Below are 6,319 nucleotides of genomic sequence, written 5' to 3' on the forward strand. Positions count from 1 at the left end.
CATCTTCCTGAAAAAATGCGTAATATACGCCGCCTTGCAGACACAGTATGGCATTCTGACTTCATGCGTATTGGAAACCTCCAGCTGAGAAATCGACTGATCGCAGCGCCGATGGCCGGTATTACCGACAGGCCGTTCAGGACACTGTGTCATGAGATGGGCGCTGGCATGGCAGTTTCTGAGATGTTGTCTTCGAACCCCGAAGTCTGGGCTAGCGACAAATCTCGTTTACGGATGGTGCACAGTGATGAGCCAGGCATTCGCGCCGTGCAGATCGCCGGTTGCGATCCCAGCGAAATGGCGCAGGCGGCGCGCATTAATGTTGAGGCGGGTGCACAGCTGATCGACATTAATATGGGGTGCCCTGCCAAGAAGGTTAACCGCAAAATGGCGGGTTCCGCCTTACTGCAATATCCCGCCGTGGTGGAGTCGATTCTCTCGGCCGTGGTCAATGCAGTAGAAGTGCCGGTCACGCTGAAAATTCGTACTGGCTGGGATCCTGAAAACAGGAACTGTGTCGCGATTGCCCAATTGGCTGAACGCTGCGGTATTCAGGCTCTGACGATACATGGCCGCACTCGTGCCTGCCTGTTCAACGGAGAAGCTGAATATGACAGCATTCGGACAGTTAAGCAGAGTGTCTCCATTCCGATTATCGCGAATGGAGACATAACTGACCCGCATAAAGCCAGAGCCGTGCTCGACTATACAGGGGCTGATGCTCTGATGATAGGACGCGCTGCTCAGGGAAGACCGTGGATCTTCCGGGAAATCCAGCATTATCTGGACACTGGGGAGTTGCTTGCTCCGCTGCCGATGGCAGAGGTCAGGCGCTTGCTTGTTTCGCATATACGTGAGCTGCACGACTTTTACGGTTCAGGCAAGGGATACCGTATAGCGCGAAAGCACGTCTCCTGGTACCTACAGGAGCACGCCCCGAATGACCAGTTTCGGCGCACATTCAACGCCATTGAGGATGCCAGCGAACAGCTGGAGGCGTTGGAGGCATACTTCGAAAATCTTGCGTAACGAAATAAAGAGCTGAAAGAACTATGTTCGAACAACGCGTAAATTCTGACGTACTGACCGTTTCAACCGTTAACTCACAGGATCAGGTAACTCAAAAACCTTTACGTGATTCGGTTAAACAGGCACTGAAGAACTATTTTGCTCAACTGAATGGTCAGGATGTGAGCGACCTGTATGAGCTGGTTTTGGCTGAAGTCGAGCAGCCTCTGTTGGACATGGTGATGCAGTATACCCGTGGCAACCAGACTCGCGCTGCCCTGATGATGGGTATCAACCGCGGTACGCTGCGTAAGAAATTGAAAAAATACGGCATGAACTGATTTTTAGTTCAGTCTGTTAATCACGCCAGCCTTCGGGCTGGCGTTTTTATTTGTGCGCCAATGCACAAAGCGTCAGCAAAGCAGGTGAAACAGTTGCCCGCAACATGGTAACTATAGTTGCAATCGCTGACGTGATATTTCACCCTCTCGCTTTCGTCCGCACCAATTTGACTTAATACTTATTCTGACTGCCGCCCTGCTGCACGCCCCATTACTGCCGGGTATGTGACTTTCTGCGCATTAACTTAGCAACGCTATCTTTCCATACATTCCTGCCTGAGCGCACGCTCACACTACTTCCACATAGTGAAACTTTTTGCACTAAATGTGATCGGGTCGACTCGCATTGCTTCCTTTTGGTGCGCCATATTAGCGGAACTTTCTAAGTGCTTCCGATTATTAACCGTTCTTTCATACGAATTCAGGAACCTGCAAACCTGGCATCAGCTTTGCAGTGTCGTGAATGGCTGATCGCCATAGACAGGAAAAAACGCACACTAAAGTGCGCAAACATAACAACATGATCCCGCCACACAGGATGATTTATGAAAAAGATGATGCTCTCTACGCTGATCGCGGCCGCCTCTCTGGTTGCCATTACTCAGCAGGCACACGCAGGCACGACACTGGATGCGATAAAGAAAAAAGGGTTTGTTCAATGCGGCATCAGTGACGGCTTGCCCGGCTTCTCCTACGCCGATGCCAGCGGCAAGTTTACCGGTATTGATGTGGATGTCTGTCGCGCCACCGCAGCCGCGGTGTTTGGCGATGCTACCAAAGTAAAATATACCCCGCTGACCGCCAAAGAGCGTTTTACCGCCTTGCAGTCAGGCGAGGTGGATATTCTTTCCCGTAATACCACCTGGACCTCATCCCGTGATGGCGGTATGGGTTTCCTGTTTGCCGGTGTGAACTACTACGACGGCATCGGTTTTCTGACTCACCAGAAAGCGGGCCTGAAGAGTGCGAAAGAGCTGGATGGCGCGACCGTCTGTATTCAGGCGGGAACCGACACCGAGCTGAACGTGGCGGACTTCTTTAAAGCCAATAAGATGCAATATACGCCGGTGACCTTTGATCGTTCTGATGAATCCGCCAAAGCGCTGGATAGCGGCCGCTGCGATACGCTCGCCTCGGACCAGTCTCAGCTCTATGCGTTACGCATCAAACTTGGCAAACCGGACGAATTTATCGTGCTGCCAGAAGTGATCTCCAAAGAGCCGCTGGGGCCAGTGGTGCGTCGCGGCGATGATGACTGGTTCACCATCGTGAAATGGTCGCTCTACGCCATGCTGAACGCCGAAGAGATGGGCATTTCTTCCAAAAACGTTGACCAGATGACCGCTAAGCCGACCACGCCAGATATGGCCCATCTGCTGGGCGCAGAGGGTGATTTTGGTAAGGATCTGAAGCTGGATAACAAATGGGCTTACAACATTATCAAGCAGGTTGGTAACTATCAGGAAAGTTTTGACCGTAACGTCGGCAAAGATAGCGCCCTGAAGATCGCTCGTGGTCAGAATGCGTTATGGAACCAGGGCGGCATTCAGTACGCACCGCCAGTACGTTAACAGACCTCGCCAACCGGGCACCGTATTCTGCGGTGCCCTGCTCCAGCTTCTATCACTGAGGTTCCAACATGTCACAACGCCCAACCGTGAAAAGGGATTTTTCATTTGGTAATCCCACGGTTCGCGCCTGGCTTTATCAGTTAATAGCGATAATTGCGGTGCTTGGTGTGGTGGGTTATCTGATACATAACACCATTATCAACCTTGCCAGCCGCGGTATTACCTCTGGATTTGGTTTTCTGGAGCGCACCGCCGGTTTTGGTATCGTCCAGCATCTGATTGATTACACCGAGGGAGACACCTATGCACGTGTGTTTCTGGTCGGGTTAACCAATACCCTGCTGGTTTCCGCGCTCTGTATTGTTTTCGCGTCGATTCTCGGATTCGCGGTCGGTCTGGCTCGCCTTTCCGATAACTGGCTGCTGCGTAAGCTCTCCAATATCTATATCGAAACCTTCCGCAATATCCCGCCGCTGCTGCAAATCTTCTTCTGGTACTTTGCAGTGTTACGTAATTTGCCGGGCCCGCGTCAGGCGCTTGATGCTTTTGGTCTGGCCTTTGTCAGTAACCGGGGACTCTATGTGCCGTGGCCGACCTATGCGCCGGGCAGCTGGCCGTTTATTATCGCGCTGCTGCTGGCGATAGCCTGTAGCTTTGGCCTCTACCGCTTTAACCGTCAGCATCAGTTAAAGACCGGTCAGTTACGGCGCTCCTGGCCGGCGGCGGTGGCGATGCTCATCCTCTTTCCGCTGATTGCGCATCTTGGCTTTGGCGCTGCCACTCACTGGGATCTGCCGCAGCTGCGTGGCTTCAACTTCCGTGGCGGCGCGGTGATGATCCCGGAACTGGCGGCACTCACGCTGGCGCTGTCGATCTACACCTCATCGTTTATCGCGGAAGTGATTCGATCCGGGATTCAGTCGGTGCCACATGGTCAGCATGAGGCGGCTCGTTCGCTGGGGCTGCCTAATCCGGTTACGCTGCGCCAGGTGATTATTCCTCAGGCGATGCGCGTCATTATTCCGCCGCTGACCAGCCAGTATCTGAACATTGTGAAAAACTCCTCGCTGGCCGCAGCCATCGGTTATCCCGATATGGTCTCCCTGTTTGCCGGATCGGTGCTGAATCAGACCGGTCAGGCCATTGAGACCATTGCTATCACGATGGGCGTTTATCTGATTATCAGCCTGCTGATATCGCTGCTGATGAATTTCTACAACCGCAAAATTGCGCTGGTTGAGCGTTAAGAGAACGGGATAACTATGTCTGTGACGACACACGAAACGCCTCCGGTTCCGACGACTCTGATGAGTCGCAGCTGGCGCTGGGCGCGTAAAAATCTTTTTTCAAGCTGGTTCAACACTTTACTGACCCTGTTCTGTCTCTGGCTTATCTGGCACCTTATTCCGCCAGCGCTGAACTGGCTGGTTTTTCAGGCCAACTGGATTGGTACTACGCGCGCCGATTGCACCAAAGAGGGAGCCTGCTGGGTGTTTATCCACGCCCGCTTTGGCCAGTTTATGTATGGCCTCTACCCGCATGAGCTGCGCTGGCGGATTAACCTGGCGCTGGTGATTGGCCTGGTGTCGATTGTGCCGATGTTCCTCAAAAGTCTGCCCTTCCGTGGACGCTATATTGCTGCCTGGGCGGTGATCTATCCGATCGTTGTCTGGTTACTGCTCTATGGCGGCTATCTGGGGCTGGAGCGCGTTGAAACTCGCCAGTGGGGTGGATTGACGCTGACCCTGATTATCGCGTCAGTCGGTATTGCCGGCGCGCTACCGCTGGGTATCCTGCTGGCGCTTGGCCGTCGTTCTAAGATGCCAGTGGTGCGCATCTTATCGGTTATCTTTATCGAGTTCTGGCGTGGCGTCCCGCTAATCACCGTGCTGTTTATGTCATCGGTGATGCTGCCGCTGTTTATGTCTGAAGGCACCACCATCGACAAGCTGGTGCGGGCACTGGTGGGCGTTATCCTGTTCCAGTCCGCTTATGTCGCGGAAGTGGTGCGCGGTGGTCTACAGGCTCTGCCGAAAGGTCAGTATGAAGCTGCGGAGTCACTGGCGCTGGGCTACTGGAAGACGCAGATGTTAGTCATCCTGCCTCAGGCGCTTAAGCTCACCATTCCTGGCCTGGTCAACACCATCATCGCCCTGTTTAAAGATACCAGTCTGGTGATCATCATCGGTCTTTTCGATCTGTTCAGCAGCGTCCAGCAGGCGACAGTGGATCCCACCTGGCTGGGGATGTCGACCGAAGGTTATGTTTTTGCTGCACTGGTCTATTGGATCTTCTGTTTTAGCATGTCGCGCTACAGCCAGTACCTGGAAAAGCGCTTTCACACCGGGCGTAAATCGCATTGAGGTTTTACATGACTGACTCTATGACACACTCTTCCGACGCATTGATGATTTCGCTTGAGAATGTGAATAAATGGTACGGGCAATTCCATGTACTGAAAGATATTAATCTACAGGTTAAACCCCGTGAACGTATCGTGTTATGTGGTCCATCTGGCTCCGGCAAGTCCACCACGATTCGCTGCATCAATCATCTGGAAGAGCATCAGCAGGGGCGCATTGTCGTTGATGGTATCCATCTTAATGACGACGTGCGTAACATTGAACGGGTACGTACGGAAGTCGGCATGGTGTTCCAGCATTTTAATCTGTTCCCGCATCTGACCGTGTTGCAGAACTGTACGCTGGCCCCTTCCTGGGTCAGAAAGATCCCGAAGAAGGAAGCGGATGAGCTGGCAATGCACTATCTGCAACGGGTGCGTATCGCCGAGCATGCGCATAAGTTCCCTGGCCAGCTTTCTGGCGGACAGCAACAGCGCGTTGCGATCGCCCGTTCACTCTGCATGAAGCCCAAAATAATGCTGTTTGATGAGCCCACGTCAGCACTGGACCCGGAGATGGTTAAAGAGGTGCTGGATACCATGATTGGCCTGGCTGAGGATGGGATGACCATGCTCTGCGTTACTCATGAAATGGGTTTTGCACGCACGGTTGCTGACCGGGTGATCTTTATGGATCGGGGTGAAATTGTCGAGGTGGCACCGCCGCAGGAATTCTTTGCGCATCCCAGGTCGGAGCGCACCCGGGCGTTTCTGTCGCAGGTTATTCACTGATTCAGCGCTTATACAGACTGACTACCCGGCCTGGTGCCGGGTTTTTTATTGCCTGAAGCGCAGGATCAATGATTTAACTCACCGATTTATGCGGGTAATACAACGAGATATAGCATGTAAAGCGGCTGTCTGATTGCCGGCTGCCACAACGAAAAAAGCCCTTCGCATATGCGAAGGGCTCTCTCTTATTTGATGCCTGGCAGTTCCCTACTCTCGCATGGGGAGACCCCACACTACCATCGGCGCTACGGCGTTTCACTTCTGAG

Annotated in this window: 6 protein-coding genes; all 6 read left to right on the plus strand. The window is 53.1% G+C overall.

Features of this window, described 5'->3' with window-relative positions; all coding sequences use genetic code 11:
• Positions 1-63: 63 nt before the first annotated feature.
• The 6 genes from dusB (at position 64) to ACCW71_RS19580 (ending at position 6,053) form a co-directional block, all read left to right on the plus strand.
• Positions 64-1,029, plus strand: coding sequence for a tRNA dihydrouridine synthase DusB (gene dusB, locus ACCW71_RS19555; protein WP_436374257.1), 966 nt, complete (start codon positions 64-66; stop codon positions 1,027-1,029).
• A gap of 23 nt (positions 1,030-1,052) precedes the next feature.
• Positions 1,053-1,349 carry a DNA-binding transcriptional regulator Fis gene (gene fis, locus ACCW71_RS19560; RefSeq protein WP_003855228.1) on the plus strand — a complete coding sequence of 99 codons (297 nt, stop codon included), beginning with the start codon at positions 1,053-1,055 and terminating at the stop codon, positions 1,347-1,349.
• A gap of 545 nt (positions 1,350-1,894) precedes the next feature.
• Complete coding sequence (locus ACCW71_RS19565) at positions 1,895-2,920, plus strand: amino acid ABC transporter substrate-binding protein (RefSeq protein ID WP_436374247.1); 1,026 nt, start codon at positions 1,895-1,897, stop codon at positions 2,918-2,920.
• Positions 2,921-2,988: 68 nt separating this feature from the next.
• The gene (locus ACCW71_RS19570) at positions 2,989-4,167 is read left to right on the plus strand and encodes an amino acid ABC transporter permease (protein ID WP_436374249.1); all 1,179 of its coding nucleotides are present in this window, start codon (positions 2,989-2,991) and stop codon (positions 4,165-4,167) included.
• Between the two features lie 15 nt (positions 4,168-4,182).
• Positions 4,183-5,283 (plus strand): amino acid ABC transporter permease, encoded by a 1,101-nt coding sequence (locus ACCW71_RS19575; protein WP_436374251.1) that lies wholly within the window; start codon positions 4,183-4,185, stop codon positions 5,281-5,283.
• 8 nt (positions 5,284-5,291) lie between these two features.
• Entirely contained in the window at positions 5,292-6,053 is a 762-nt protein-coding gene (locus ACCW71_RS19580; protein ID WP_436374253.1) for an amino acid ABC transporter ATP-binding protein, read from the plus strand.
• The last annotated feature ends 266 nt before the right edge of the window (positions 6,054-6,319 follow it).

It is taken from the genome of Pantoea sp. C2G6, from assembly GCF_051336815.1.
Lineage (GTDB): Bacteria > Pseudomonadota > Gammaproteobacteria > Enterobacterales > Enterobacteriaceae > Pantoea.

Bases quoted from the DNA above. Each gene is read 5' to 3' on its own strand.
- ACCW71_RS19575 (WP_436374251.1), top strand. From the start codon at position 4,183: ATGTCTGTGACGACACACGAAACGCCTCCGGTTCCGACGACTCTGATG.
- ACCW71_RS19570 (WP_436374249.1), top strand. From the start codon at position 2,989: ATGTCACAACGCCCAACCGTGAAAAGGGATTTTTCATTTGGTAATCCC.
- dusB (WP_436374257.1), top strand. From the start codon at position 64: ATGCGTATTGGAAACCTCCAGCTGAGAAATCGACTGATCGCAGCGCCG.
- ACCW71_RS19565 (WP_436374247.1), top strand. From the start codon at position 1,895: ATGAAAAAGATGATGCTCTCTACGCTGATCGCGGCCGCCTCTCTGGTT.
- fis (WP_003855228.1), top strand. From the start codon at position 1,053: ATGTTCGAACAACGCGTAAATTCTGACGTACTGACCGTTTCAACCGTT.
- ACCW71_RS19580 (WP_436374253.1), top strand. From the start codon at position 5,292: ATGACTGACTCTATGACACACTCTTCCGACGCATTGATGATTTCGCTT.